Origin of the sequence: Helicobacter sp. (assembly GCF_017502485.1) — a bacterium.
GTDB lineage: Bacteria > Campylobacterota > Campylobacteria > Campylobacterales > Helicobacteraceae > Helicobacter_B.
The window spans coordinates 1-25,441 of sequence record NZ_JAFVUX010000010.1; the positions used below are offsets into that span (position 1 = coordinate 1).

Consider the following 25,441-nt stretch of genomic DNA (forward strand, 5'->3'; position numbering starts at 1 on the left):
ACCAAAAATAACAATATCGCGATCCAAACCACACTTTAAATTATGATAAAAGCTGGAATAAGAAAGCTAAATGCTATGAAATTTTGGGAAGCAGAATATTATAGATTCATTACTTAAATGTTGCTGAAAGGGATTGGAAAAGATTAAAAATAAGTGAAATATATGATTAATAAATCCAAACCAAGCGTGTAGCGTATGAAGTGGTTATAATACCACGCTTATAGCTGGCAGATTGTCTGCTATAATTGAGATTATCACAAAATCGAATTACGAGATCTACAAGCTACCGCACTAGAACCTAAGAAAATGGAGTAAAGCCATGGTCCACCAAAATACAACACATTGCTATGCGCGCCACACACCCGTACTATTAACCATCTGCGCCATAATCATTGGACTCTCACTGCAAGCTTGTATGCATTCTACGCCTGCCAAAACCCAGCTACAAACAAGCCGTCTAGAGCAAATGGTCTCCGCGCACTCTACTAAACCAAAATCCGCTCCAAAATCCACCCAAAGTCAAGCAACAAACCCACCAAAATCTACGCAAACACCTCCACAAAAGCCCCAAGCCCACAAAAGTCCAGACACACCAGCACAAAAAATCAACACAAATAACAACAATGCGACACATGAGCGTGGGCTAGAATCCGCGGAATCTGCAGAATTTATTCCACTGCCACTAAACATCGGCGCAAAAGACATTCTAAGCTCCTCAACATTAAAGGATGATCACCAGCACATCACAGCCAAAAAATCATTTGATTCTGGTTCTACCTTTGTAGAGCTCTATGGACCTGCGGGCGATTTGCGCGCTAGATTGAGCTTCAAAAATGATGTGCTGGATGGGATCAGCACTACCTACCAAAATGGGCAAATCACACGAGAAATCCCATACAAAAATGGACAAATAGATGGCATAGTAATCACCTATATCCCCCCAGACAGACGCCTAGAAAGTAGCTATAAAAATGGCAAAAAACACGGAAAAACTATGCTCTATCACCAAGGCATACCCATTAGCTCTAAAGACTACGATAATGGTATTTTACACGGCACTTTTGAGACAGCCTTGGATCTTGCAGATAGCTCCACTTATCAAAACACTAACTCGCTCGCACACTACCACTATGGCAAAAAGCAAGGAGAATCCATAGGCTATGCTAATGGTAAGATCGTCTTCAAACAGCACTATGATAAGGGCGTGTTGCAAGGGCAGACACAAACCTACGGCGAAAATGCCATCATCAAAATCTCTCGCAATTATTACAATGGGTTTTTACACGGCGAGGAAATTGTCTATAACTACCCACAGCAAACCCCAGCATATAAATCTCACTATGAGCTTGGCGTGCTTGTCGCACCTTATGAAAACTACGAGGAAAATGGATCGACCTACTACTCCATAGCCCCAAAAGACAAAGCGCACTCTATCATAAAAGGCAAAAGCACTAACACACAAAAACTATGGCTCTATGAAGCTAGCCAGCAAGTCGCCCTAGAAATCACTAAAGATTCTAGACACAAACGCGTGCGGATATTCCACCAAAATGGTGCATTGGCAAGCGATAGCACCATTACACCCATACAAGCTAGCAGTTCTTACTACACGCAAGACTCACGCCTAGAATCTAAAATCCTTCACGATGCCAGCGCACCACTTAGGACAACTTGGCACTATACTCCACAAGGGCAGCTACTTACAAAAAGCCAAGAATCCCCGGAAAAAACCATCACACAAAGCTACAAAGATGGCATATTAGACACAGAAGTAGTTGTCCTAGAAGGCGAGGAAATCACCATACAAAAGGGCTTTTTTTCAAATGGGGCTTTGCAGTTTGAGCACCACTATGTAGAGGGCACAATGATTCAAGGCACACTCTATGACAAGGAAGGCAAAGTTGCCTACTCTTTCTCTCATACAAGCAAGGATATGATCTTTGATGAAGCATTCCCTAATACTGCGGCACAAAGACGCATAAAAGTCTTACCAAACCACTAAGGATGCCTAAATGAATATCCATACAAAAAACATCGACTCCCCTACAATCAACTACCTAGCCGATATGGCGCACTCTCTGTGTCAAAGCGGCTTGCTTGGCGTGTTTTATGGCTCAATATCTGCACGCCTTGGAGCAAATAGTTTTCTCATAAATCGCAAAGATGCCTTGCTTGACAAAATGGATCACAACTCTTTTATCACGCTCCACGACAAAGAAGACTATCGCTGGCAAGAAGCAAGCCTTGATAGCTTTATCCACGCAAATATTTATCGCAACTTTTTAGAAGCGCGCTTTGTGGTGTATTCCCACGCTCCTTATGCGACTTCCTACTCCCTAAAGCACGATGTAATAAAGCCTATTGACTATCTAGGATGCAGGATACTTGGGAGAACTAGCAAGATTTTAGATTCTAAAGAGTATGAGACATTGTATGAGCGTGCAGACACGGACATCGTGCGCTACTTTAAGACTAATGCCACAAACTTTGTTTTACTCAAAGGCTGCGGGATCTATGGTTATGGGCGCGACCTCTCTGCACTTGTAAAACTCGTATCTGTAGTAGAAAATAGCTGCAAGATACTACACTTTAATAATATAATCGATCAAAGCTACACTGATGAAAGCCTCTTTGAAATTTAGACTCTAGCCTATCCTTGATTAAATAAACATAGCCACTATCAGTAGGCACTCGCCTGCATTGATAGACTTCAGCATTTTTCTTATTGTCCTCAAATTCAGCAATACTAGCCTTGAGTAACGCTTCTCTTGTCATACATCGCCTTGCAATCTTTTTATAATATCTGGCTTAAGCCTAAAATCTAGCGTAATCTTTAGATTATTTTTTTGGTTATTTTGTATATTTGGCAAGAAGTTCAACGGCTTGCCTATTCCTCTCATAGCTTTTGTAATCGTATTGATGATAATTCTTTGAACTTCGCCTAACTCGTGTGCCAAAGTATAGCAATCATCTAAATTTTTACTTGGATTTGTAATTTGACAAGTTATATATATTATATAATTTTGCAAATCTTTTGTAACCCGTGTTTTTACAATACCGCCAAGATGTTGAGATGGGACTTTATTATATATTGCAAGCCCTATCAGATGCAATAAGCTTTCGCTTTATTGTATTCTCACAACTTTTAATAGTAGCATCTATCCCTTTTATCCTTTGCTCTATATTATCAATTCTAACATACCTGTGTCCTTTGTATATAACGCTCTTTGGCATAATATCTCCTTTTTTATTGTGCAAAGCAATAAGTTACTCTATGGCGAGATAAAGGTAGTCGGCTTTTATACGCTGGCAATGCGTGTGCGCTTACGCGCCCTTTGCTTGCCAGTAAGAGCTAGCACAATTACCATCTACTCCACTTCTGCATCAATGACATCATCATCTTTGCCCTTTTTCTTCTGCGCATCTTGTGCTTGCGCTCCTTGCGGATTTTCTTTGGCATACATTGCTTCTGTGAGCTTATGGCTTACTTCCGTAAGAGCCTTTAACTTCTCGTCTATTTGCTCTTTTGTCGCGTTCTCATCTTTTAACACTGATTTTAGCTCTTCTAATGCAGTATTGATCTTCTCTATCTCGCTAGATTCTAGCTTGTCTTTCATCTCCACTAGGGTCTTCTCCGTTTGATACACAAGCGAGTCTGCCATATTGCGCGACTCTATCGCGCCTTTGCGCTTGGCATCTTCTTCTTTATGAAGCTCAGCATCTTTGACCATTTTTTCAATTTCAGAATCTGAAAGCCCACTTGAACCAGTGATTTTGATCTCTTGGGATTTACCACTCACTTTATCCTTGGCTGATACTGTTAAAATCCCATTGGCATCAATATCAAAGGTTACTTCAATTTGTGGCACACCGCGAGGGGCTGGTGGAATACCTTGCAAATCAAAGTTGCCTAGCAACTTATTATCCCTAGCAAGCTCTCTCTCTCCTTGTAACACACGGATGGTAACAGCTGGCTGATTATCTTCAGCAGTCGAGAAAGTCTGTGTCTTTTTAGCAGGAATGGTTGTCCCCCTATCAATCACACGCGTCATCACCCCACCAAGTGTTTCAATCCCGAGGCTCAAAGGTGTCACATCAAGTAGTAGTACATCTTTCACATCGCCTTTTAAAACACCGCCTTGGATCGCCGCGCCCACCGCTACAACTTCATCAGGATTAACAGACTTATTGAGATCTTTGCCAATGAAGTCTTTAACTCTCTCTTGCACTTTTGGAATTCTAGTAGAACCCCCCACCATCACCACTTCACTAATATCACCCTTACTAAGCCCAGCATCTTTAATCACCGCATCGATTTTTTTAATTGTCTCATTAACTAGATCATCAATTAGGCTCTCAAACTTCGCGCGGGAAAGCTTTTTGACAAAGTGCTTTGGACCGCTACTGTCTGCAGTGATAAAGGGTAGGTTGATTTCTGTTTCTTGTGCGCTACTAAGCTCCTTTTTGGCATTTTCTGCGGCATCTTTAAGCCGCTGTAGTGCCATAATATCCTGCTTAATATCAATACCACTCTCACCTTTAAATTCACTCGCCGCCCAATCGATAATGCGATTATCAAAGTCATCTCCACCTAAGAACGCATCGCCTCCTGTAGCAAGCACTTCTACAACATTATCACCAGTTTCAAGCACCGTTACATCAAATGTCCCACCTCCTAAGTCATAAACCATAATCTTTTCCGCTTCTTTTTTATCTAGCCCATAAGCAAGTGCGGCAGAAGTAGGTTCATTGATAATGCGCAATACATTAAGCCCTGCGATTGTGCCAGCTTCTTTTGTCGCTTTTCTTTGTGCATCATTGAAATAGGCTGGCACGGTGATCACCGCTTCTGTAACACTCTCGCCCAAGTAGCTCTCCGCATCTTCTTTGATTTTCATCAAAATTTTTGCCGAAATTTCTTGAGGTGTATAAGTTTTATCCAAAATTTCTACCGCACAAGCACCATTTCTATCTACGATTTTATAGGGTAGTCGCTCTTGAGCTTGCTTAGCTTTGTCTTCATTAAGCATAAGTCCCATAATACGCTTAATAGAGTAGATTGTCTTTTGCGGATTGGTGATCGCCTGTCTTTTTGCTGGCTCGCCCACTAGAATCTCGCCTTTATCAGTAAATGCCACGATTGAAGGGGTAGTGTTTTTACCCTCTTTATTGGCAATGATTTTTGCTTCATTCCCTTCATACACTGCCATTGCAGAGTTTGTAGTCCCTAAGTCGATTCCAATTACTTTTGCCATTCTGTATCCTTTGTATTGAGATTAGTTGTTTTTCACCACGGCGACCATCGCTGGACGCAGGGTGCGCTCTTTATACTTATATCCTTGCTGCATTACTTGGGCAATCTGCCCATCTTGTGCTTCTGGCTTTGCCACTTGCATAATACACTCGTGCAAGTTTGGGTCAAACTCCCCGCTTATATCAATCGTCTCCACGCCGTGGCGACTAAGGATCTTTAGGAAATTCTCTTGCACAAGGGTTATTCCTTCTAAAATCGCACTGTGATCTTTGGCTACTTCTTTAGCCCTATCAAGCGCATCTAAGATGGGGAGCAAGTCTTTTGCGATTTTTTCGTACGCGTATTCTAGTGCTTGATTCTTATCGCGCTCTAGTCGCTTTTTAACATTCTCAAAATCCGCATACGCCCGCATATACTTCTCTTCAAGCTCTTTGTAAGCTTGCTGCATAATTGGCACACTAGACTCTCTAGGCTCACTAGAGTCTGCGCTAGATTCTAGTGCTTCACCCACATCCTGCGCTTGTGTCTCACGCGCTTCTTGTGTAGCCTGCTCATCTTGTGTGTGTGGCTCTTTTATCGTCTCTTCTATTTCTTCTTGCATACGCACTCCTTAAGAGTTAAGATTCTCTATGATGCTTTGGACTCTAGTGCTTCATAAAAGCCCTGATAGTCCCTATCAAGTCGCCCAATGCAGAGCATTTTGGTCGCCTGTCCTAGCACTTGCGCACTATGCGCGATCACAAGGTAATCGCTAGAATCTGGGAAATGCAAAGCACAATCAACTCTAGCAAACAAATCGCCATTAACAATCTCTAGCGCACTCTGCGGAGCTTGCGCAAACATCTCGCCCAAAAACCCTAAACCAAAAAAACGTGTTTTCTCCACGCTTTGTAAGGATCTTAGAGCTTGAGCTAGCGTATTTGCGCACACATCTTGCGCGATCCTTTGCATATCGTCGATTGCCACGCCCACAAGCTCTTGACAAAAGCGTGCCATAGAGGCGACAAAGGGGATAGCCACACAATCATGCTCAAACACCAACACAATCGCGCCACCATCACCCGCTTCTACCTCTAGCACACGCAAGAGTTTCTGAGACTTTGCAAGACGCAGGGCACAGGTGAGCCCAAACTCATCACATAGAGAGTGGAGCTGTGTAGTATCAATCTCTGGCTCAACACACGCAGGCTGCAAGACTTCTCGCCAATAATTCCGCAAAGCAGCGCGCGTAGGTACGCGACCACTGCTAATATGTGTCTGCACAAGCACGCCCTCTTGCCCTAGAATCTTAAAGTAGTTGCGAATAGTCGCAGAAGAAAACTTCCCCTGCAAGCAGCTCTTTAACGATTCTGACCCGATGGGTTCTTGGCATTTAACATATTGCTTGATCAAATGATTAAGCAAGAATTCCTTTTTCTGCATAGTATAAAGCCTTTGATTGCTAACTACAACGGACAGAATTCTAACCCACAAAAGTAAATGAAATTAGCATTTATAAGAAAAGATTGCTAAAAATTACTAAATATTAGTCTAGTAGTATAAACTTTAGTTAGTGATATACACTAATAAATCTTTACTACATAGAAATAATATTTCTCACTAGGTGCATACCACGCAAGCATAAGTCGTGTGATTTTAAGAAATATTATAAGGATTTTTAGGCACAATGCGTGGCTATTCAAGCCACCCTAGAATCTAGCACACTGCGAGATTCTAATCACACCTAGGAGCTTGGCAATACTTCCACGCAAGGATCTAGTATGTCTGCTATCACTGATGAGAATCTTCCCCTACTCACCCAAGCCGCCCAAGAGTTGCGCTATCTCTGCGCTGATATTGTGCAGCGTGCTAATAGCGGACACCCCGGCGCACCTATGGGACTAGCAGAAGTTGCAATTGTCCTAAGCCACCATTTGCGCCTAAATCCCAAGAATCCACGCTGGCTCAATCGCGATCGCCTAGTGTTTAGCGGTGGGCACGCAAGCGCACTTGTGTATGCACTACTGCATTTATGGGGCTTTGATGTAAGTATGCAAGATTTGCAAGCATTCCGCCAGCTTGACTCTCTCACACCCGGACACCCGGAGTTTGCCCACACACCGGGTGTAGAGATCACCACAGGACCACTAGGGCAAGGCATAGCCAATGCCGTGGGGTTTGCCCTAGCGCAAAAGCGCGCTAATGCCTTGCTAGATTCTAGCGCAAGCGTTTTGGATCATTCTATCTACTGCCTTTGTGGTGATGGAGATTTACAAGAGGGTATCAGCTATGAAGCTTGCTCGCTTGCTGGCTTGCATAAGCTAGAAAAACTCATCATTATCTATGATTCTAATGGCATAACCATAGAGGGCGATACAAAAATCGCCTTTAGCGAAAATGTGCGCGCAAGATTTGAAGCACAAAACTTTAGTGTCTTTGAAGCCAATGGACACGATCTGCTAGCGATAAATTCCGCACTGGAATCCGCCAAAGCTAGCAAACTTCCAAGCCTAATCATTATGCACACCACCATCGGCAAGGGTGCGCTAGAGCTTGAAGGCAATCATAAAACACACGGCGCGCCACTAGGCGCAGAGCTTATCACTAAGGCAAGGGAGCAAGCAGGCATTAGTAAGCAGGGTTTTTCTATCAGCAATGAAGTGGCATTTTTACTGCGCACTTGTATGGAGAAGGGTGCGAGCTTAGAAGCTTTGTGGGAGCAAGGCTTAAGTGCGCAGGCAAAATCTATGCTAGAGACACTAAGCTCACCCATAACCTCAAGGCTAGATTCTATCTCCTACCCCACTTTCACGCAAGGAGATTCCCTAGCCACGCGCGTGAGTAATGGCAAAATTTTAAATGCCCTAGCCAAAGCCTTGCCAAACTTCATCGGTGGCAGCGCAGATCTAGCTCCTAGCAACAATACTACCCTACTAGGTTCTAGCGACTTCCCCGATGGCAACAATCTCCACTTTGGTATCCGCGAGCATTCTATGGGTGCGATTACCAACGCCTTTGCTAACTATGGGCTTTTCCTGCCATTTTGTGCAACATTTTTTGTCTTTAGTGATTATATGAGTGCGAGCGTGCGAATCGCTAGTATTATGAGAGCAAAGGTGTTTTATATCTTTACACATGATTCTATCGGCGTGGGTGAAGATGGCGCGACTCATCAGCCCATCGAGCAGTTAAGCCACTTCCGCGCTATGCCAAATCTCCTAGTTTTCCGCCCAGCCGATGCCAATGAAAACATCGCCTGCTGGCAAGTAGCACTAGAATCTAGCACACCAAGCGCCTTTATACTCTCACGCCAAAATCTCCCAGTGCTAGAGCCTGTAGCAAAAAACCAAGCACAAAAAGGTGGCTATATCAAAAAAAATTCCGCCCTAGAATCTAGCGTGCAAATCACTCTGCTTGCAAGTGGGAGTGAAGTGTCTTTATGCCTGCAGGCCCAAGAGCTGCTAGAATCTAGAGGCATTGCTACGCGCGTGGTAAGTATGCCCTGCTTTGAGCTCTTATGTGAGCAAGATTCTAGCTACCATAAAGAACTTTTTGCTGGCAAAGTACTAGCAGTAGAGGCTGCTAGGGGCGATGAGCTTTATCGCTTCGCAGACTTAGTGCTAGGTATAAAGGGCTTTGGCAAGTCGGCTAAGGGTGAAGAGCTATTCGTGCATTTTGGCTTCAGCGCAGAGAATATCGCTAGACTTGCTAAAGAGCTTCTATGCTAAAACACGCATTTACGATCTGTATGGGCACACTGCTTACGCTAGCTCTAGCACAAGCCAAAAAGTCCCCTGACTACATCACAGACTCTAAAGACTTTAGCTCCATAGGCATTGACCGCCACGATATAGAAGCAGTGGTAGAGAAAACCACACATAAGCTCCTAGAATCTAGCTTTATACGCGAGCCACAAGGGCAGAAAATCCTAGCCATAGCTGATTTGCGCAATCTTACAGATGATGACATTGAAGTAGAATTTTTAAGCCACAAGATCACGAGCATTTTACTAAAGATCAAGAAATTTACTCTCGCAAACTCCATTATTGGCAGTGGTTCTAGCACAGATATTTTACTCACAGATTCTAGGGAGCTTACCAAATACACCGCCCAAGAAGATGGCACACTCCTAGCCCCTGATCTCTTACTTAGTGGCAAGATTATCCAGCGAACAAACAGTGTGGGCAATAGGGTGCGCGTTGATTATGGCTTCCTTTTTGTGCTAACTGATCTAAAAAGCGGGTGTGTAATATGGGGTTAGGATTCCTACTCCCGGTATGGTAAGTTCTGGGGGATTTGGCTTTGTATTACACGATTTTTGGGGCAACTATAGCCCCACCGCAAATCCTAGAATCCCGTGCTGACTCGCTTAAATTTTGGCATTTTCAAAAATGGATTCTAGGATTTTTGAGAAAAACGCCACAATTCCGTCATTGCGAGTCGCTGCAACAACGACAGCGTGGCAATCCACAAAAAATCCACACAAGTGGATTGAAAAAGTCCAAAAGGAGCAAAAGTGGATTCTAGGGGACAAATGGATTTAAAAGTGGGTTCTAGCATGCGCTGGATTCTAGCTCCTAGCTTCCCTACGCATACCCCCCGCACAAGCCCACACTATCTAAAGCACTCTGCCACCTTGCGCTACCAAGCCCTGCTTGCCTTGCAACAAACCAAGCCCCTCCCTATCCACAACGCACAAGCAAACATAGTGCACAAGCTATGCAAGCCCCAGAATCTACCCCCCAAACACCGCCACATCATCACCCTAGGCATAGGGGCAAATCTTGGCACGAAACAGGCAATCTGCCAACGGTTTGCCCACCTGCTAGACTCTCTTACGCGCTCTTGCACTTTGCTTGCTACAAGCCCAATTCTCTATAATCCACCCTTTGGCTATCCTAATCAACCTTATTTTTATAATGCCACCATCACACTAGGCACAGATCTGAATCTCATCGAACTTTTTGCGCGTGTGTTTTATTTGGAGCGGCGGTTTGGCAGGGGCAGAAGGCGTGCATTTAAAAACGCGCCTCGAACACTAGATATTGACATAATTTTCTATGATAAAGTGATTATAAAGCGACCATATCTTACAATCCCGCATCACGGATGCCGCACAAGAGATTCCGTCTTGCTACCGCTAGGCTTTGCGCTAAAGCAAGTGCTAGAATCTAAATCAATCTATCAATCTACAAGGAGTAAGCCGTGCAAACCTTTACTTTCACAGGAGAAACTCCAGCAGAAGCACTCAAAAAGGTGCGCGATGAGCTAGGCGATGATGCGATGATTTTAAAGACTCGAGAAGTGCGCAAGAAGAGCCTAAACCAAAACGCACTTTATGAGCTAGTTGTGGGCATAGAATCTCCTATTGCTAGCCCCCTGCAAGAAGTCCCCAAGACTTCCACAGACAAGCAAGAAGAAGCTGCCAATCCCCTACCAAACAATAGCATTCAAAAACGGCTTGAAGCCATAGCAGAGAAAGAAATCGCTGCGAAAAAAAAGCAGCGTAGCCTTAGCCATATCTTTGATGATGATGTAACCATTGAGCTTTCCAACACCGTGCGTGAGATAAGCAAACTAGCAGGACTACCCACTTCTATGCCAGAAGCTAGTGCGCTTATCGCCAAAGCGCAAGAAACCAAAGAACCTAAAGCGCGAGAGCTTATCGAGCCAACAGAGATAGAATCTACCTCCAAAATCCCCAAAGGCTACGCCAATGCGCTAGAGTCTATACAAGACGCAAAAGCCAAGGGCGAGTCAAGCAAAATGGCAAAGCTAGATGCCAGTCCCAAAACTCAAGCGACTTTCACGCCTATTGATGAAACAAGCAATATCAAAGAAATCCAAAGTGAGCTAAAAAAGCTTAATGACAAAATCAAGCTGATACAAAACACATTATGGGATGAAAAATCCCCAAAAAATATGAGTGTAGCAATCCCTAAAGAATTTGCAGAAATCTATCGCATCGCCAAAAATAGCGGTATGAATAAAAGCCATTTAGAAGAAATAATGCGTCTAAGTTTAGAGTTTATGCCTCTAAAAATGCGCGAGCAGAGCCAAACAATCCGTCGCTACTTCCGTGAAGTATTGCGCAAGATGATCTACTGCCGCAAGGAAAATAGCGTGGGCAAAAAGATCATTATGCTAGTAGGTCCAACAGGGGTTGGCAAGACCACCACGCTAGCAAAGCTTGCAGCGCGCTACTCCCAGATTCTACCAGAGAAGAAAAAAGTCGGCATTATCACGCTTGATGACTATCGCATCGGGGCTATGGAGCAGCTTGCTTGGTATGCGAGAAAAATGCGTATTAGCATAGATTCTGTGAGCGAGAGTGATGATTTTATCAACAAGATTGAGGCACTAAGCTATTGTGATTATATTTTAATAGATACTGCTGGACACTCCCAGCACGATAGAGAGAAAATCAATGAGCTAAAGCGATTTATCCGCAATGATGAGTATAAAATTGATGTAACGCTTGTGCTCTCTGCCAGCACAAAATATGAAGATTTAAAAGATGCATATAATGCCTTTGGCGAGCTTGGGGTAGATACCTTCATCTTTAGCAAGCTTGATGAAGCACGCGGACTTGGCAATATCTTTTCACTCGTGCATGAAACCAAAAAGCCTGTAAGCTATCTAACCATAGGGCAAGAAGTACCAAGCGATGTTGTCGTAGCAGATAATATGTATCTAGCCGATTGTCTTATTAGTGGGTTTTTCTACCCAAGCAAACCCCAATAAGGAGCTAGTATGCAAAAAAACCAAGCTGCCAGCCTAGAATCTATGATGCAAGCCAGTAAAAAAAGTACCGCAAAATTTATCGCCATAACTTCAGGCAAAGGCGGTGTAGGCAAATCTAATATCTCGGCAAATCTCGCTTACTCACTCAATCAACTAGGCTATAAAGTCGGTGTCTTTGATGCAGATATTGGGCTAGCAAATCTTGATCTAATATTTGGCGTAAAAACGGAGAAAAACATCTTGCACGCGCTCAAAGGACAGGCAGATTTTAAAGAAGTAGTGTATGAAATTAGCAAAGGACTTTACCTAATCCCTGGCGATAGTGGGGAGGAGATCCTTAAGTATTCTGCTTCAAGTATGCTTGCAGATTTTGCTAGTGAAGCTGCGATTTGGGATCTCTTTGATTATGTGATAGTCGATACAGGTGCTGGAATTAGCACGCTTACACAAGCCTTTTTGCAAGCAAGCGATCATATCATTGTCATCACTACCCCAGAGCCAAGCGCGAAAGCCGATGCCTACGCTATGCTAAAGGTAAGCTCGAAATTTACCAATGAGTGTATGATGCTTGTCAATATGGCTTCTTCAGCCAACCAAATCACTCAAGTTTTCACCACAATCTCTAATGTCGCTAAAGCAAATATCCCTAATCTCTCGCTCACACTACTTGGTGGCTTTGAGCATAATACCGCGGTAAAAAAGGCAATACTACACCGCAAACTTATCTGCCAAAGCGAGCCACACAATATATTCTCCATAACAATGCAAGAAGTAGCGCAGAGTCTTATCAACAAAGTGGAACATAATATGCTTAATACACCAAAGAAAAGCATTGGAAGCTTTTTTAAGCGTTTGCTAGGATATTTGTAAAGGACTACTATGCGTGTATCAAATTTTATCAATCTCTCTGTTGTGGCTGGGTTTTTCATAGGGCTTGCCATTGGGATTATGAAATTTGAAGAGCCGGAGCATATGCTCTTTATGACTATTGTTGTAACGATCTCTATGTATCTAATCTCTCTTACAATGGCAGCAATTTATATCTATATCATCGAGCCTAAACGCTCTATGCTTGCTAATAAAGACTTTATAGAGCGGCAGCTTGAGTATTTTGATAGTGAGTTTGATCAAACAGAGCGGCAAGCGCGTGCGATTAGGCAATTTATCAACAACTTTGACTTCTCTGAAGACAAAGAAGTCTCCAAGAAAAAGGCGCAAAAGTGAGAAACAACGGCTATGCAAACGAGAAGCAATTCTCCCAAGACCAGCTAGCGATACAATATCTCCCGGCAGTAAAGGCTATGGCATATCGTATGAAAGAGCGATTGCCATCTCACCTTGAAGTAAGCGAGCTTATCTCTATAGGCACAGAAGAGCTTATCAAGCTTGCTAGACGGTATGATGAAGGCTTAAATGACTCTTTTTGGGGCTATGCCAAATCGCGTGTTTATGGGGCTATGCTTGACTACTTGCGCTCACTTGATGTCATCTCTAGGGCAAATCGCAAGCTTATTAAAGCAATCGATATGGAAGTGAGCAAATACTTCAATGAGCACGAAGAAGAGCCAAGTGACGAGTATCTCTCTAGCGTGCTTGGTGAGAGTGTGGAGAAAATTAGAGAAGCAAAAATCGCTTCAGATATCTATATACTTGTGCCAATTGATGAGCAATACAATCTAATGGAGACTACCAATATTACTGATAAATTAGAAAAAGAAGAATTGATAGAAAAAATCCACAATGTCCTAAAGACCCTTTCAAAGCGCGAGCAGCTCATCATACAGCTCTACTTCCTAGAAGAGCTAAATCTCAGCGAGATTAAAGATATCTTAAATATCACAGAATCTAGAATCTCACAAATCACTAAAGAGGTGATTAAAAAAATCCGCAATAGCTTGGGAGAAAAATAATGGCTGATATACTAAGTCAAGAAGAAATCGACGCCCTATTAGAAGCTGTCGATGATGGCGAGAGCGATGAGACACTCCAAAAGCAAGATATTCTCCCACAAAAGTCTGTAACGCTCTATGACTTTAAGCGTCCAAATCGTGTCAGCAAGGAGCAGCTACGCGCTTTCCGATCAATCCACGATAAAATGGCACGCGCACTCTCTAGTCAGATTTCAGCCATTATGCGCTCTATTGTAGAAATCCAGCTCCATAGTGTTGATCAAATGACTTATGGGGAGTTTTTAATGAGTCTCCCAAGCCCCACAAGCTTCAATGTATTCTCTATGAAACCCCTTGATGGCACGGGCGTTTTAGAGATAAATCCTAGCATTGTCTTCCCTATGATTGATAGGCTTTTAGGTGGTAAAGGCGATCCTTACGACAACTCGCGAGAGTTTAGCGATATTGAAATCAATTTGCTTGATACCATCTTGCGCCAAATTATGCAGACACTAAAAGATGCGTGGAGTTCTGTAACCGATATGTTCCCAAGCATTGATGCTAAGGAGTCAAGCCCCAATGTCGTGCAAATTGTCGCGCAAAATGAAATTGTCATTATGGTAGTTATGGAGCTTATCATCGGGCATAGTAGTGGTATGATTAATATCTGTTACCCTGTCATATCACTTGAAACCGTACTGCCACGACTTGGCAGTAGGGACTTAATGCTAGGAGAAACTAGTAGCAAAAAATCGCGCAACAAAGAGCTACAGGCCCTAATTGGTGGAGCTGATGTGAATGTAGAGGCATTTATTGGCGGGACGAATCTTAGTCTAAAAGAAGTGCTTGACTTGCAAAGTGGTGATGTCATACGGCTTAATGAAACTGCAAGCAATAATGTCATTGTCAGTATCGATGGTCGAGAAAAATATCTTGCTACTATCGGTTTGCAGCGATTCCGCAAGAGTATTAAGATCCAAGAAGAAATCCTAACAGAGAAAGACAAGGTCAAGGAGATCCTAGAAATGCTAGAAACCCAGCGTAAAAATAAAATCGACACCGAAGAGAGTGAAGATGAAGAGGAATAAACCGCAAGAGAAGCAAAAAATGCTAGAATCTAGCACATTAAAGCGCACCAAAGGACTACAGTAATGGAACAATTTATCAAACTTCTTGCTCAAGAAGCGACACAAACGATAGAGGGGCTCACCGGTAGCACTCCCACCATCGCCAATGTCAAAAGCGGATCTGTCGCTGATTTGGTAAAAAACTTTCCTTGCGTGCTAACTACTATTAGTTTTACGGGCGATACTATTGGCACTATCGCTATTCTTAATCCCATTGATCTTGCCACCGCTTTATCAGATCTTATGCTAGGTGGTGATGGACAAAGCCAGCCAGAAGCGACCAGCGATGACCTAGATGCGCTCAAAGAAATCAACTCCAATATCCTAGGTGCAGTATCCACGGCTATGGGATCGCAAAAAGATGTCTCCAAAATCAGCTTCGCCCCGCAAAAAATAGAGATCATACAAAATGTCAGCGCGCTTAGCAATTTTACAGAAGCACACGAGTTTTCTTTCTCGCTAAACTCTATCACTTCTAATACTTTCTTTCTCGCTTCTCCGGCGTTTTTGCAGCTTTTTGCCCCAGATAATAGCGATGATAATACAGGAGCTACTAGCGACTCGCAAGGGCATGCAATGCTCAATCCAGATGAAATCCGCAATATTGGCATGCTCCTTGATGTCAAACTTACCATCAAAGTGCGTATCGGGCAAAAGAAAATGCTGCTAAAAGATGTCATCTCTATGGATATAGGGAGTGTTGTAGAGCTAAATCAGCTAGCAAATGACCCCTTAGAAGTACTTATCGATGATAAAGTCATCGCTAAAGGTGAAGTAGTGATTGTTGATGGAAACTTTGGCATACAAATCACTGATATTGGGACAAAGCGCGAGCGATTAGAGCAGCTTAGAGGCTCTTAAGACTTGATTAAAACAAAGGAGCAAGCTATGAATCAAGCCACCACACCAATTATCAATGAACAATCCTTAGATAAAGAAATCCAATTTATCCGAGAGATAATGATAGAAATGCTCCAAAAAGTCGATAGAGAAGTGTGCGACTTTTTTCTCTCACTAAACTCCAAGCTCCAAGCTAACACCAGCACCACCAAAGACCAATCAAACTTCCAAGCAATCCGCGATGAGCTGCACATCATCAATCGTGCGGGCAAGACTTTGGAGATCATTAAGGCGTTTTCTCTCTATAATATCTTAATCAACATTGTCGAAGAGCGTTTTAATATCGACCGCAAAAATCCCCTAGATCGCATACAAAATGCCTATGATGATCTCTTGCATAAGGGATTTGACAAGCAAGATTTAGACAAAATCCTAGAATCTATTTGCTTCTATCCTGTTTTCACTGCCCACCCCACAGAGTCTAGGCGTAGGACATTTTTGGAAGCACATTCTGAAATCACACAAGATCTACGCAAAATCTTTGAGCTAGGAGACAAAAAGGCAAAAGAGCATATCCAGTACCGTCTTCATCTACTTTGGCAAACCAATCTTGTGCGCACGCAAAAAATCGAAGTGCTTTTCGAGCTAGATAATTTGCTCTTCATTATAGAAAACTCTATCCTATTATCAAGCCAAAAGGTGCTTGAATACATAGAAACTATGTTGGAACACCCGCTTAAACATTCGCCAATCCGCTTAGGAAGTTGGATAGGTGGAGATAGAGATGGGAATCCATTTGTTACCAATGATTTAATGATAGAAGTGATGAAGATCCAGCATAAGCTCGTTATTAACTTTTATATCAAAAAGCTAGAGCGACTTGTGCGTGAGCTATCTGTCTGCAGTGATTGCACGCAAACTTCTCCGCGTCTTAGCAAATCTCTCCAAAAAGAAATGCCAATTCTCGATGAAAAAATTGCGCAAGTTTGCGCTAGTGAGCCATTTCGAGCGAAACTCTACATAATGATCAAAAAGCTACAAAATCGCCTTGTCTTTGTCAATGCGCCAAGCGTAATCACGCATACCTATTCCTGTCCACAAGAACTAATCGCTGATACAGATATGCTTATTGAAAGCCTTGATGGTGTATCTAGTAAATATTTACGCCAATTTAGACGCTTTGTGCTCTTAGGCGGATTCCACCTTATGCGCCTAGATTTTAGAGAGCATAAAGATGTCTTTGCGCAAGCGCTTGGCGAGATTCTATGCTTACTTGGAATCTGCGATAATGACTTTATGAACTATAAAGAAGAGCGCAAAATCGAGGTACTAAATACCGCACTAGCGCGTCCTAAGCTTGAGCTAGGCACAATCAGTGAACAACTTAGTGAGAGTACACAAAATGTCATTGAGATTTTTATGCGCATCGTCTGGGGAAAAAAATATATCAATGAAAATATTCTAAAGACCTTTATCCTATCGATGACAACTGATGCAAGCGACTTGCTTTGTGTGCTATGGTTTGCTAAGCAAACAGGGCTTTGGAAGCCGAGCAAAAAGCTAGATTCTGGGGTAGAATCTAGCAATGTAAGAGAAGAGGACAAGCTACGCGCACGCATTGCAATCACACCACTTTTTGAAACGATTGATGACCTAAATCGTGCTGGTGGTATTATGCGCACACTTGTGGCAAACCCTCACTACTCGCACTATCTGCGCGATATTGGTATGCAGCAAGAAATTATGGTTGGGTATTCGGATTCTAGTAAAGATGGGGGGATCTTTGCGAGTAATTATAGCCTGTATGGTGCAATCCAAGAGCTAAAGGCACTAGAGAGCAAGCTCGGTGTAGAGTTTGTGCTATTCCACGGGAGAGGTGGCAGTGTGAGCCGTGGAGGTGGGACACTAGAATCTGCCCTGCTAGCATCTCCCCCTAGAAGTGTGCAAGGGTTTTTAAAGACCACTGAGCAAGGTGAAGTCATTAGCTCTAAATACCTTAATAGTTCTTCAGCACAATTTTTTCTCTCATCCACAATGGCAGCCCTACTCAAAAAGACGAGCTATGATGTATTCTGCGCACAAGAGATAGCCGCAATGCCCACAAATATCGATGCAAAATGCTCTATCAATCCCCACCACAAGCAGCTTATGGAAGAACTTTCTCATATCTCATATAAAACTTATCGCAAACTTGTGTATGAGACACAAGGCTTTATTGACTACTTCAAGGCAGCTACGCCACTTGCCTTTATTCAGCAGCTAAACCTAGGCTCTCGCCCCAGCAAGCGCAAAGACACAACCAAAGTAGAAGACTTACGCGCGATCCCGTGGGTATTTGCTTGGACGCAAAATCGCTCCATAATCCCTGCGTGGTATGGGCTAGGAAGCGCGCTTAATGCGGTGGATTTGTCCGCACTTCAAGAGTGCTATGCAGAGTCTGAGTTTTTTGCTGCGACTATTAGCAATATTTCGCAAGCCTTTTTGAAAGTGGATTTGTGTATCGCCAAGCAATATAACAACTTCGTGCAAGACTCCGCCATAGCAGAATCTATTTGGGGTCAAATTACACAAGAGTATGACAAAACTGCCCAAATGCTCCTTGCTATCCGCAAGGAGAGTAATCTCCTTGATAGTGAGCCTACTTTGCAAAAGTCCATTTTCTTGCGCAATGATTCCGTAATGACACTCAATCTCTTGCAAATTGAGTTAATCAAGCAGTATCTAAGCACTCCGTATGAAGCCAAGCGATCACGCCTAATGGAGCAAATCCACTCCACAATCATTGGTATTGCGCAAGGCTTGCGCAATACAGGGTAAGGACTCTTAGTGGGGAAGAAGTTTATTTTAGGGATTAGCGGTGCGAGTGGCGTGCAGCTTGCCAAAGGATTTTTAGCTCATTTGCCAAAGGATTTTAGTGTGCATATCATCATCTCAAGGGGTGTAATAGAGTGCGCGAGATATGAGCTAGGGTTAGATTCTAGTGAGCTGGAATCTAGCTTGCTAGCGGTGCGCGAAAATGTACAAATTTGGCACGACAATGACATCGGTGCGCCGGTGGCTTCTGGGAGTTTTGGCGCGGAGGCTATGGCGATTATTCCCACAAGTATGAATGCGCTAGCAAAAATTGCCTGTGGCATTAGCGACACACTGCTTACGCGCGCAGCAAGCGTGATGATCAAAGAGCGTAAAACTCTCTTGCTAGCCCCTAGAGAAATGCCTCTAAATGCCATTTCCTGCGAGCATCTCCACAAGCTAGCCCTTTTGCAAGTAATCATCGCTCCGCCAATCATCGCCTACTACTCTTATCCCAAAAATCTCCAAGAAATGGAGCTTTTTCTCTATGGTAAATGGCTAGATATCTTGCAAATCCCAAACAATCTCTACAAACGCTGGGGTTCACAAACACACACAAAAAAACCAAGTAAGCAGCAAAACTCTACAAAGAAAAGCGCACAATGAAACACCCAATCGGCATATATCCGGGTACCTTTGATCCCCTGACAAATGGGCATTTAGATATTATTAAGCGCAGTAGCGAGATCTTTGACTCTGTGCTTGTAGCCATCGCACATTCCACATCAAAAAACCCTCGCTTTAGCATACAAGAGCGACTAGAAATGGCACAGCTTGCCACAAAAGATTTTGAGAATGTTTCGTGCATTGCTTTTGGCGGGTTGCTTGCTGATCTTGCCAAAACACATAGCGCAAAGTTTCTCATCCGTGGCTTACGCGTGGTGAGTGATTTTGAGTATGAATTGCAAATGGGCTATACCAACTCTTCACTAAATCCAGAACTCGATACTATTTACTTTATGCCAACTTTACAGCACGCTTTCATCAGCTCTTCCATCGTGCGCAATATCCTAGAACATAATGGCACAATCTCCCATCTAATCCCAGAATCTGTGTTTCACTACATTAAGGAGCGTGCGCAATGTATGTAGCACTAGAAGGTATAGACACTTGTGGCAAAAGTACGCAAAGCGCGCTTTTGCAAGCATATTTCCCGCAAGCCATTTTCACTAAAGAACCCGGTGGTAGCGCACTTGGAGCTACCTTGCGAGATATTATCCTACAATCCCAAGGTGGCGAGCACCACATAAGCCAAATGGCAGAATTCTTTCTCTTTTTAGCCGATCGTGCTGAGCATATTGCAAAAGTCATTAAACCCAATCCCACTAAGCTCATCATCACTGATCGCTCGCTTATCTCTGGTATCGCCTATGCCAAAGACTTGCCAGAATCTAGAGCGATAAATCTTGCCTGCACGCAAGGGATCGTACCGGATTTATGCTTTGTATTTATCATCAATAAGCCCACGCTTCAAGCGCGCTTAAGCACAAAGACTAAAGACTCTATAGAAATGCGTGGTATAGACTATCTCTTAACTATTCAAGATCGCATTATCCAAGTCGCACATAACACCGCCAAGCACACCATAGAAATCGATGCGACAAAAGACATAGCCCAAATCACACAGGAGCTTTGCACACATATACGCCAAGCCCTAGAATCTAGTGCGCGATGAAATGCCTAACTTGCGGGAAATTTTGCCTTCAAGTGATATGCAAAATATGCTTAGATTCTATCCCTTTACGCCCTAGTGTGCGCGAAGTGATGGGCGTAAGAGTTTATTGCTTTTATGGCTATGATGATGTGAGCTTTTTACTAAACTCCAAGTATTACACCATAGGCTCTAGAATCTTAGCACGCCTAAGCGATAAAGCCGCGTGCTATTTTGCACACAATAATAGCAACTCGCAAGCCCTACACACACTCACTCTTATAGGGATTGATGATTTTGTAAGAAGCTATTACTCTCACACAGGCGTGATTATGCGCGCCTTTGCCAAACACACCGCTATGAAAGCTCTCTATGGACAACTTAAAGCTAGCAAGCAAGTCTCTTATGCTGGCAAACCACTCTCTTACCGCCAAGCCAATAAGCGCGCTCTATCCTACACCGCTAAAGCAAAAGATTTAGCCATAGTCGATGACATCATCACCACAGGCACAAGCTTTAGCGAAGCCATAGAAGTTTGCACACAAAAAGGGGCAAAGGTGCATTTTGCTCTAACATTGTGTAATGCACAAGAGTAGCCCGCAAGCCTTAAGCAAACTTCTGCTACAATCGCGCATTCAAGCCAACAATCAAAGGACATTGTCATATGGACTACAAAGACACGCTTCTGCTCCCAAACACCACTTTTCCGATGCGAGGAAATCTCCCGCAAAATGAGCCACAAACCTACCAAACTTGGGACACTAAGCAATACGCTTATAATACAATGCGCCTAAACAATGCCAAAGCAAGCGAATCTTTCACGCTTCACGATGGACCCCCTTATGCCAATGGGCATTTACACATAGGGCACGCGCTCAATAAGATTCTAAAAGATATTATCACCAAACTACACTATTTCCAAGGTAAAAATATCCGCTACACCCCCGGCTGGGACTGCCACGGACTACCTATAGAGCAACAAGTAGAAAAGGAGCATAGTAAGTCCCATCTCTCTACAAGTGCTTTCCGCGCACTATGCAGGAAGCACGCTGATACTTTTCTCTCAATCCAAAAACAGGAGTTTAAAGATTTAGGCGTGCTTGGGGACTTTGCCAACCCTTATAAAACAATGGATTTTAGCTTTGAGGCAAGTATCTACCAAACACTAGCCCAAGTCGCACAAAAAGGCTTACTAGCAGAGCGATCAAAGCCGGTTTTTTGGAGCTGGGCAGCGCAATCTACACTTGCAGAAGCAGAAGTGGAGTATAAAGATAAAGAAGATTACTCAATCTTTGTGGGATTCCCACTCACACAAGAGAGTCTTAAAGCCCTAAAGCTTGATGCCCTAGACACGCTCAATCCTATCCAAGCAGTAATTTGGACAACTACTCCTTGGACACTCCCGGCAAACCAAGCTATCTGCTTGCACCCAAATGAGTCATATATAATCACACAAGAAGGCTATATTATCGCCAGAGCCTTGTTGGAATCTATCGTGCAAGAAGGCATAAGCAAAGGCAAGATTCTAGCGGAACTACAAGGCAGTAGCTTTGAGCGCCACCACGCTATAAATCCGCTCAATGACAGAGAGTCACTGCTAATTGTAGGCAAACATGTGCAAATGAGTGGCGGAAGCGGGCTAGTACATAGTGCACCTGGGCACGGAGAAGAAGACTACTTTGCTTGCTTAAAGTATGATATAGAAGTGATTATGCCTGTTGATGATCGTGGGTGCTATGATGAGAGTCTAAAACATAAAGGGCTATTTAGAGTGGCTGATGCGGATCAATTCATAGGTATGCATGTCTTCAAAGCGAATGAGCAAATTCTCCCCCTGCTTGGCAAACATTTGCTAAAGAGTGCGAAATTTATCCACTCCTATCCCTACTGCTGGCGCACACACGAGCCTGTGATCTACCGCGCGACAAAGCAGTGGTTTATCCTTATGGATAAACCCTATCATAATGGCAAAACACTACGCCAAGTCGCCCTAGAAGCCATTGAAACCACAACTTTCTACCCAGAATCTGGGCGCAACAGAATCCGCACAATGATAGAAAACCGCCCTGATTGGTGTATCTCAAGACAGCGTGCTTGGGGTGTGCCTATTGCATTTTTTATTGAAGAATCTAGTGGCAAAGCACTTTTAGATTCTAGCGTGCTAGAGCATATTGCTAGTATCTTTAAAGAAAAGGGCTGTGATGCGTGGTGGGAATTAGATAATGCCACCTTACTCCCAGAATCCTATAAACATAGAGCAAATGAATTAGAGAAGTGTCAACATATCCTTGATGTGTGGTTTGATAGTGGTAGCACTTGGTTTGGCGTTTTACAAAGTGGATTCTACGATGCTGGAAGCTTCCCGGCAGATATGTATTTAGAAGGTAGCGATCAGCATAGGGGGTGGTTCCAAAGCTCTTTGCTTCTAAGCTGTGCGATCAACGGATGCGCTCCTTATAAATCAGTGCTAACACACGGCTTCACAATGGATGAGCGCAGTGAGAAGATGAGTAAATCCAAGGGCAATGTAATTCTTCCACAAGAAGTACTAAAGTCTTATGGTAGCGAGATTCTACGCCTATGGGTCGCGCTAAGTGATTATCAAAGTGATCAAAAAATCTCTAAAAATATCTTGCAGCAAGTAAGCGAACAGTATAAAAAGCTTCGCAACACACTACGCTTTTTGCTAGCAAACTGCAACGACTTGCAAGCTCTAAGCAAGCAAGAAGAACTAGGGCAAATCGATCGCTTTATCATAAAGCTTGCTAGAATCTGCTTTGAGCGTGTGCAAGCAGAGTTTAATGCCTATAATTTTGCAAGCGGCTTGCAAATACTTATGCACTTTATCACCAACGAACTAAGTGGGATCTACCTTGACTTGTGTAAAGATAGCTTATACTGCGACAGTGTAGATGATAAGGGGCGCAAAGCAAAGCAAAGCGTTATGGCAGTGATTGCAAGCAACCTATGCGCTTTGCTTGCACCAATCCTTACTTACACGATCAATGAAGCTTTACAACACGCCCCAAACATTATCCGCCAAGGCTCAAGCGATGTGTTTACCCTACATACACTTGCATTCTATGATGTAGAGCCAGATAGCGATTTTGATTTCTTAATCCAACTGCGCGATAAGTGTAGTGAGCTTCTAGACACGCTCAAGAAGGAGAAGCGTATTAAATCAGGGCTTGAGCTATGCATAAGCGGGGATTTTGGGAACTTCACAGAAGTGGGGCAGTGGCTAATCCTAAGCGACTGCGCGCCAAAAGATGAGGTTGGAAGCTTTGTCATAGATGGTAAGATTTTCACACTTTCTACAAGCTCTAAATCTCGCTGTGAGCGATGTTGGAGATATATGGCAGAGAGTGAAAATAATCTATGCAAGCGATGTCAGGCAGTCTTAGCACGATGAAAATTGGAATCATCGATTATGGTGCAGGGAATCTAGGTAGCCTGCGCAACGCCTTTGCAAAACTGCACCAAAGAGCACAATGTATCAAAGATCCAAGTGAAGTGGATTCTTGCGATAAGCTGATATTGCCGGGTGTTGGGGCATTTGGTGATGTGCGCGCACTCATTAGGCGAAGGGGGTTTGATGAAGCGATTATGCACTATGCTGCAAGTGGTCGTTATATTTTAGGAGTGTGCTTGGGTATGCAGCTACTTTTTGACAAAAGCTATGAATTTGGAGAGCACCATGGATTTGGGCTTATAGCAGGGGAGATCACGCGCTTTAATAGCGCACCTAGAGTCCCACATATCGGCTGGAATCAATGCTTTTTCACACAAGAAGGAGCTAACCACGCACTACTACGCGATATTAATGATGGAGTGTTTTTATACTTTGTGCATTCCTACCACGCGCGTTTGAGTGATGAGAGTATAGCCCTTGGCGTGTGTGATTATGGCAATAGATTCCCAGCTATAGTAGCAAAGGACAATATCTTAGGTATCCAGCCTCACCCAGAGAAAAGCCACAACGCAGGCTTACAAATCTTGCAAAACTTTCTCTTAATGTAGAAAAATATCCATCCCCCTATACCCCAAAGAGCAAGCAAAACCGATAAAAAGCACCGCGGTTATGCGATCAATCCACAAAAATACACGAGCATTAATCCACTCGCGCACATACAGCCCCACAAAAATTACGCTCACAAACCCACTCACCAAAGAGCAAAACAGCACAAAAAGCCCCAGCACAAACCCCTGATTTGCAAAAGGGGCTACCACCACGACAAAAAACAAAATCGCCTTTGGGTTAGAGAGATTGACAAAAAGCGCGTGGAAAAATCCTGCCGGCTTAGCCCTAGACTCTTGCATCCCTAGAATCTGCGTAAGATCACTAGCAAGCGGAGTGCGCAGAATCTTATAGCTAATATACCCAAGATATACCGCACCAAACACACTCAGTAAGCCCTGCGCTATGGGCTGACTCATCGCATGTGCAAACCCAAAATACACAAGACTAAGATACACCACCCATCCACAAGCAATCCCGCTAAGTGCGGTAAAAGCGGACATTGCTCCAAAGGCTATGGTATTGCGCAAAATTAGCAAAATATCTGGACCGGGTGTGATCGCCCCCACATAGCCTATAATAAACACAGCTATGTAGAGATTCCCAAGGGCTAAAGATATGTCGCTAATTGCCACTATATGCCCTAGACCGCACAGCTATCACACACCCCAATACACACAGCTGACACATCAAAGAGCCTATATCCAGTCTTTTTCATACATTTATCCAAAAGCTCTCCCGCATCGACATACACATCTTGCAATTTTCCACATTTTTCACAACTTACATGGAGATGTTTGTCACTTGCTAGCTCATATTTTTGCTTTTGGTTTGGAGGTTTAATCTCTCGTAAAATATCTGTCTCACTAAGTGTGGCGACATTTTTATACACCGTAGCTAAAGAAATGCTAGGATGAAGCATACGAATATGATGATAAATCTCCTCTACTCCAATATGTCCATTTTCTTGGATAAGCTGCAAAATCGCCAGTCTTTGCGGAGTAAATTTGAGATTTTTTTTATGTAAAAGCTCCTTGAAGCTTGCTGCTGTGTGCGCAGTCTCCTTGCGATATATCCTCATACTTT

Annotated in this window: 24 protein-coding genes and 1 pseudogene; 19 read left to right on the forward strand and 6 right to left on the reverse strand. The window is 43.4% G+C overall.

The window, feature by feature from the left end; translation table 11 throughout:
* Positions 1-319 precede the first annotated feature (319 nt).
* Both IKB69_RS01830 and IKB69_RS01835 read left to right on the forward strand, forming a co-directional pair.
* On the forward strand, positions 320-2,002 hold the full coding sequence (locus IKB69_RS01830) for a hypothetical protein (protein ID WP_290945522.1): 1,683 nt from the start codon (positions 320-322) through the stop codon (positions 2,000-2,002).
* 10 nt (positions 2,003-2,012) lie between these two features.
* Entirely contained in the window at positions 2,013-2,642 is a 630-nt protein-coding gene (locus tag IKB69_RS01835; protein ID WP_290945524.1) for a class II aldolase/adducin family protein, read from the forward strand.
* A 129-nt stretch (positions 2,643-2,771) separates the two neighbouring features.
* On the opposite strand, the gene IKB69_RS01840 is transcribed toward IKB69_RS01835, so the two are convergent.
* The 4 genes from IKB69_RS01840 to IKB69_RS01855 form a co-directional block, all read right to left on the reverse strand.
* Positions 2,772-3,113, reverse strand: a complete 342-nt coding sequence (locus tag IKB69_RS01840) for a hypothetical protein (protein WP_290945526.1) — start codon at positions 3,111-3,113, stop codon at positions 2,772-2,774.
* A 255-nt stretch (positions 3,114-3,368) separates the two neighbouring features.
* Positions 3,369-5,255 (reverse strand): molecular chaperone DnaK, encoded by a 1,887-nt coding sequence (gene dnaK / locus IKB69_RS01845; protein WP_290945528.1) that lies wholly within the window; start codon positions 5,253-5,255, stop codon positions 3,369-3,371.
* 21 nt (positions 5,256-5,276) lie between these two features.
* Positions 5,277-5,855: a nucleotide exchange factor GrpE gene (grpE, locus tag IKB69_RS01850; RefSeq protein ID WP_290945530.1), complete on the reverse strand. Its 579-nt coding sequence runs from the start codon at positions 5,853-5,855 to the stop codon at positions 5,277-5,279.
* 26 nt (positions 5,856-5,881) lie between these two features.
* The gene (locus IKB69_RS01855; RefSeq protein ID WP_290945532.1) at positions 5,882-6,676 is read right to left on the reverse strand and encodes a hypothetical protein; all 795 of its coding nucleotides are present in this window, start codon (positions 6,674-6,676) and stop codon (positions 5,882-5,884) included.
* 338 nt (positions 6,677-7,014) lie between these two features.
* On the opposite strand from IKB69_RS01855, the gene tkt reads away from it, so the two are divergent.
* From tkt to hisH, 17 genes and pseudogenes are all read left to right on the forward strand, one after another.
* A complete protein-coding gene (gene tkt, locus IKB69_RS01860; RefSeq protein WP_290945534.1) occupies positions 7,015-8,961 on the forward strand; it encodes a transketolase in 1,947 nt (648 codons plus the stop codon).
* A complete protein-coding gene (locus IKB69_RS01865; RefSeq protein ID WP_290945536.1) occupies positions 8,955-9,494 on the forward strand; it encodes a penicillin-binding protein activator LpoB in 540 nt (179 codons plus the stop codon). Before tkt ends, IKB69_RS01865 begins: the two co-directional genes overlap by 7 nt.
* 41 nt (positions 9,495-9,535) lie before the next feature.
* A complete protein-coding gene (locus IKB69_RS01870; RefSeq protein WP_290945538.1) occupies positions 9,536-9,760 on the forward strand; it encodes a hypothetical protein in 225 nt (74 codons plus the stop codon).
* A gap of 31 nt (positions 9,761-9,791) precedes the next feature.
* Positions 9,792-10,400: pseudogene (gene folK / locus IKB69_RS01875) on the forward strand (2-amino-4-hydroxy-6-hydroxymethyldihydropteridine diphosphokinase); the annotation flags it as partial.
* Positions 10,401-10,438: 38 nt separating this feature from the next.
* The gene (flhF, locus tag IKB69_RS01880; RefSeq protein ID WP_290945540.1) at positions 10,439-11,977 is read left to right on the forward strand and encodes a flagellar biosynthesis protein FlhF; all 1,539 of its coding nucleotides are present in this window, start codon (positions 10,439-10,441) and stop codon (positions 11,975-11,977) included.
* A 9-nt stretch (positions 11,978-11,986) separates the two neighbouring features.
* Positions 11,987-12,847, forward strand: coding sequence for a P-loop NTPase (locus tag IKB69_RS01885; RefSeq protein ID WP_290945543.1), 861 nt, complete (start codon positions 11,987-11,989; stop codon positions 12,845-12,847).
* 9 nt (positions 12,848-12,856) lie between these two features.
* A complete protein-coding gene (locus IKB69_RS01890; RefSeq protein WP_023930084.1) occupies positions 12,857-13,201 on the forward strand; it encodes a hypothetical protein in 345 nt (114 codons plus the stop codon).
* Positions 13,198-13,887, forward strand: a complete 690-nt coding sequence (locus IKB69_RS01895; protein ID WP_290945545.1) for an RNA polymerase sigma factor FliA — start codon at positions 13,198-13,200, stop codon at positions 13,885-13,887. Before IKB69_RS01890 ends, IKB69_RS01895 begins: the two co-directional genes overlap by 4 nt.
* Positions 13,887-14,954, forward strand: a complete 1,068-nt coding sequence (gene fliM, locus IKB69_RS01900) for a flagellar motor switch protein FliM (RefSeq protein WP_290945547.1) — start codon at positions 13,887-13,889, stop codon at positions 14,952-14,954. The genes IKB69_RS01895 and fliM overlap by 1 nt, the downstream gene beginning before the upstream one ends.
* Before the next feature lie 63 nt (positions 14,955-15,017).
* The gene (gene fliY / locus IKB69_RS01905; protein ID WP_290945549.1) at positions 15,018-15,854 is read left to right on the forward strand and encodes a flagellar motor switch protein FliY; all 837 of its coding nucleotides are present in this window, start codon (positions 15,018-15,020) and stop codon (positions 15,852-15,854) included.
* A 27-nt stretch (positions 15,855-15,881) separates the two neighbouring features.
* Positions 15,882-18,650 (forward strand): phosphoenolpyruvate carboxylase, encoded by a 2,769-nt coding sequence (locus tag IKB69_RS01910; protein ID WP_290945551.1) that lies wholly within the window; start codon positions 15,882-15,884, stop codon positions 18,648-18,650.
* Positions 18,651-18,659: 9 nt separating this feature from the next.
* Entirely contained in the window at positions 18,660-19,292 is a 633-nt protein-coding gene (locus tag IKB69_RS01915) for a UbiX family flavin prenyltransferase (RefSeq protein WP_290945553.1), read from the forward strand.
* Positions 19,289-19,777: a pantetheine-phosphate adenylyltransferase gene (gene coaD, locus IKB69_RS01920; RefSeq protein WP_290945554.1), complete on the forward strand. Its 489-nt coding sequence runs from the start codon at positions 19,289-19,291 to the stop codon at positions 19,775-19,777. The genes IKB69_RS01915 and coaD overlap by 4 nt, the downstream gene beginning before the upstream one ends.
* A complete protein-coding gene (gene tmk / locus IKB69_RS01925) occupies positions 19,768-20,361 on the forward strand; it encodes a dTMP kinase (protein ID WP_290945556.1) in 594 nt (197 codons plus the stop codon). Before coaD ends, tmk begins: the two co-directional genes overlap by 10 nt.
* A 32-nt stretch (positions 20,362-20,393) precedes the next feature.
* Positions 20,394-20,933 (forward strand): ComF family protein, encoded by a 540-nt coding sequence (locus IKB69_RS01930; protein ID WP_290945558.1) that lies wholly within the window; start codon positions 20,394-20,396, stop codon positions 20,931-20,933.
* A 68-nt stretch (positions 20,934-21,001) separates the two neighbouring features.
* Positions 21,002-23,749, forward strand: a complete 2,748-nt coding sequence (gene ileS / locus IKB69_RS01935; protein WP_290945560.1) for an isoleucine--tRNA ligase — start codon at positions 21,002-21,004, stop codon at positions 23,747-23,749.
* Positions 23,716-24,357 (forward strand): imidazole glycerol phosphate synthase subunit HisH, encoded by a 642-nt coding sequence (gene hisH / locus IKB69_RS01940; RefSeq protein ID WP_290945562.1) that lies wholly within the window; start codon positions 23,716-23,718, stop codon positions 24,355-24,357. The genes ileS and hisH overlap by 34 nt, the downstream gene beginning before the upstream one ends.
* On the opposite strand, the gene IKB69_RS01945 is transcribed toward hisH, so the two are convergent.
* Both IKB69_RS01945 and IKB69_RS01950 read right to left on the reverse strand, forming a co-directional pair.
* Positions 24,349-24,990: a LysE family translocator gene (locus IKB69_RS01945; RefSeq protein WP_290945564.1), complete on the reverse strand. Its 642-nt coding sequence runs from the start codon at positions 24,988-24,990 to the stop codon at positions 24,349-24,351. The two genes, hisH and IKB69_RS01945, sit on opposite strands and share 9 nt — an antisense overlap.
* Positions 24,991-24,998: 8 nt before the next feature.
* On the reverse strand, positions 24,999-25,436 hold the full coding sequence (locus IKB69_RS01950; protein ID WP_290945566.1) for a transcriptional repressor: 438 nt from the start codon (positions 25,434-25,436) through the stop codon (positions 24,999-25,001).
* Between the last annotated feature and the right edge of the window lie 5 nt (positions 25,437-25,441).